Raw genomic sequence first — 3,391 nt, 5'->3', positions numbered from 1 at the left:
ATGTTTCTACCCTTGTGCGGCTTTTTTTTTGCGTGGCGGTTGGCGTGTTTTCATGGATTTGAGATTTGGTTTTTTAAATTAAAATAATAAATAACGATTAAAAAAGAAAAGTTATGAACAAGAACAGTATTTTATTGAGTGCTATGGCACTTGGGCTATTGGTCAGCGCATCTGTGAGTGCGCAGGCGAAGAAGGCTGCAGCACCTGCAGCCCAGTATAGGGCTATCACGAGCCTTACGGGAAAAATTCCGGCAGCAACGCTTACCGTGAAAGTGAAAGCCGGTGAAACAGAGGTAGCGAGTGGTTCGCTTTCAAATGGCAATTTTACGCTTGCATTGCCGACAACGCTTAAGCCCGGACCCGACACATTCCTTGACCCCATCACAAGTTGGGCAAAGAGTGAGGACGTGAAAATCAGTGCTCCCACAGCCAAGTTTTGGCGGTATATGGCACCATTGCAGGTCTATCTTGGTGAAACTCTATTAGGTTCTGCCAGCTACACTGACAGTGGAGAGGAAATGGAAACTTCCCTCTATCTTGTGTATGTAGATAAGGATGTCACCATAAAAGGTTCAACGGAAGTGGGTAATTATGACCTGACTTTGAAAAAAGGATGGAACAAAGCTTACCAAAAGGGTTCAGCATTAAACACAACCACAGAACCAAAAGGTTTGAAGTGGGTTTTTACATCTAATAATTAAAAATTAGCGGCTAAAAAACTAAATCGAAAGAAATCCCTGCTGTGAGGCGGGGATTTTTCTTTGTAGCAGTAAATCAGGCACTACCCGCCGAATGCTTTGTTACAACAACTTTTTTCGCACCGAATTTAGAAATATTTTCATCGCCGCCGAATCTTTTTTCTCGATAATCGCCAGCAGATTTGCCAATTCCATACGAATTTGTGCCAACTGACCGGGTGTATGCGGGTTAAAAAGAATTTCTGTCAGCAAATAATCGTCCTCCGACAGCAAGCCATCGGCAATCGCCTTGTGCTTCTTAAACGTTGTGCCGGGCGCATCCTGATGCTTCATCACTGAGGCAAACACCAGCGTGGAGGCAAACGGGATGGACAGCGAATACGCCACCGTTTCGTCGTGCTCGTCAAAAGTGTAGTCAAAAATGTTCAGTTTCAGCGAGTTATACAAATCCCTGAAAAAGGCTTTGCCCAAATGCGATGATTCCGAAATGATAATCGCATTTTCGGACGAGAGATTGCCCAAATTGGCAAACGTGGGTCCAAACATCGGGTGGGTGGACACAAACGGTCGCCCAACCTCCGCATAAAACGCTTTCAATCCGGTCTTTACGGACGCAATGTCGGAAATGATGCACGTTTCAGGCACGTGGGGCAACACCTGCCGAAACGCCGCAATGGTATATTGCACCGTCACGGCATTGATAAGCACTTCCGGCTGAAACTCAGCGATTTCCGCAGGGTCGCTCATCCGAATGCAGTTGTAAGTGAACCGCAACCGCTTGGGGTCGTTATCAAAAATCGCCACCTCGTGGTCGCTGCTCAGCACATCGGCGAAGAAAGACCCCATCTTGCCTGCGCCCAAAATTTGTATTTTCATAAATCTGTGTTATATTTTTTCAAAAGCCATACTTTTGTTTTCATTGTTCTTTTCAAAGCAATTGTCGTAATGTTTCCGTATCAGGCAAAATATCGCGATATTGTTCGGGAAGTTCCGAAGCAAACTTGTAACTTGCCACGCCCATTGGCTTCGACATATCGCGAAACGCATATTCGACAATGCCCTGTTTTTGGGATTTGCAGAGAATGATGCCTATCGACGGTTTTTCGTGCGGCAAGCGAACAAAATCGTCCAATGCCGAAAGATAAAAGTTCATTTTCCCGAGATATTCCGGCTTGAAATCGCCGCGTTTCAGTTCGATAGCCACCAAACATTGCAATTGGCGGTTAAAGAACAGCAAATCAATGAAATACTCTTGTTCTTCCACGAGCAACCGGTATTGATTGCCAACAAACGAAAAATCTCTGCCCAACGCCATGATGAACTTTTTGATGTGCAGCATAATTTCACTTTCCAGCACGCGCTCGTCAGGCTCATCACCAGGGTCTTCGATATTGACAAAATTTAGTAGATATTCGCTTTTAAACGATAGCAATGCTTTTTGGCGAAGGTCTGCATCCGATATGGTGGTTTTAAAATTGTTGGGAACGGTGCCTTGTTTTGCAAACAGATTTGCTTTCAAATGGTATTGCAAAGTTCTATAACTCCAAAATTCGGAGGCACACCTTTCAATATAAAAAAGACGTTCGTCCAAGGATTGTGCTTTTGCCAAAATTTCACAATGATGAGAAAAGCCAATGGATAAAAAGTGTTTCCACTCTATACCTCCTAAATCGCCAGCCACCGGCTGGCGATTTGCCAACAATAAATCGCGACTAATTTCGTCCGTTGGTAACGGACGAATTGCATATTGCTGATTTTCAAATATTTCTAAATCGCCCGACAGTGTTGGGCGATTTACATTCTCCAAATCGCCCGACAGTGTCGGGCGATTTGGAATAGCAGTATTCCAACTTTCGTAAAACTGCCTCATTCGCTTCATATTGCTATCTCCAAACCCTCTCAACCCCGGCAATTCATGCTGCAACTGCCGCGAAATGACCTCGATGGCATTCGTCCCCCAAAATCCTTCGCGACTGTTTTCGGAAATGTATTTGCCTATGCCGAAATAGAGCGACAACATTTCGCCGTTCACCATCACTGCCGCGCGATAGCGGCTTTGCAAAATAGCGGTTTTGATGGCTCCGATTGCCTGATTGTAATTCAAAATTGACTGCTGTTCCATATTTTCAATCCCCTGTTAATTATTGATTTAACACATCAATCTGCTGCCGAATCGACTCCTCGTGGATGGCTTCAAACACCGTTTTCATGAAATTGGGGTCAACACCCACTTCCAGAGCCTGCCGACTGCGCTTGTCGAGGATTTCGTCGTAGCGACCGGTCTGCAACACCGACATATTGTGCTCCTTTTTGTATTGCCCTATTTCGCGCGAGATGCGCATCCGTTTGGCTAATGCGGTCAGGAGCGAGTCGTCGATTTCGTCAATTTGTTGGCGCAATTCGGTCAGGCTTTCCGTCGTCTGCTTGGTGTCGCGCACCACTAATGTGTTGAGAATGAACGACAACACATCGGGTGTCACCTGCTGGGCTTTGTCGCTCCATGCCGAATCGGGGTCGCAGTGCGATTCAATAATCAGCCCGTCGTAGTTCAAATCCAATGCCTGTTGGCTCAGCGGCGCAATCAGTTCGCGCTTCCCACCAATGTGGCTGGGGTCGCCGATGATGGGCAGGTTGGGCAGGCGGCGTTTCAACTCGATGGGGATATGCCACTGCGGCAGGTTGCGATACAACGA

4 protein-coding genes are annotated in these 3,391 nt (G+C 46.2%); 1 reads left to right on the top strand and 3 read right to left on the bottom strand.

The genetic code is table 11. From position 1 onward, the window contains the following. Positions 1–113: 113 nt before the first annotated feature. Positions 114–701 carry a hypothetical protein gene (locus ASC50_RS05810; protein WP_158648522.1) on the top strand — a complete coding sequence of 196 codons (588 nt, stop codon included), beginning with the start codon at positions 114–116 and terminating at the stop codon, positions 699–701. A gap of 99 nt (positions 702–800) precedes the next feature. On the opposite strand, the gene ASC50_RS05805 is transcribed toward ASC50_RS05810, so the two are convergent. The 3 genes from ASC50_RS05805 to ASC50_RS05795 all read right to left on the bottom strand — a co-directional run. Beyond that, a complete protein-coding gene (locus ASC50_RS05805; RefSeq protein ID WP_055432052.1) occupies positions 801–1,574 on the bottom strand; it encodes a prephenate dehydrogenase/arogenate dehydrogenase family protein in 774 nt (257 codons plus the stop codon). Positions 1,575–1,626: 52 nt separating this feature from the next. Beyond that, positions 1,627–2,820: a PDDEXK nuclease domain-containing protein gene (locus ASC50_RS05800; RefSeq protein WP_055432051.1), complete on the bottom strand. Its 1,194-nt coding sequence runs from the start codon at positions 2,818–2,820 to the stop codon at positions 1,627–1,629. Between the two features lie 19 nt (positions 2,821–2,839). After that, positions 2,840–3,391: chorismate mutase (locus ASC50_RS05795; protein WP_193391221.1), on the bottom strand; the 552-nt coding region annotated here is incomplete at its 5' end.

This window comes from Candidatus Symbiothrix dinenymphae (assembly GCF_001431085.1).
This window is presented reverse-complemented; position numbering and strand designations above follow the sequence as displayed.

What these genes read in the sequence shown, in the direction of transcription:
- ASC50_RS05800 (WP_055432051.1), bottom strand. Translation starts at nt 2,820, where the DNA reads ATGGAACAGCAGTCAATTTTGAATTACAATCAGGCAATCGGAGCCATC.
- ASC50_RS05805 (WP_055432052.1), bottom strand. Translation starts at nt 1,574, where the DNA reads ATGAAAATACAAATTTTGGGCGCAGGCAAGATGGGGTCTTTCTTCGCC.
- ASC50_RS05810 (WP_158648522.1), top strand. Translation starts at nt 114, where the DNA reads ATGAACAAGAACAGTATTTTATTGAGTGCTATGGCACTTGGGCTATTG.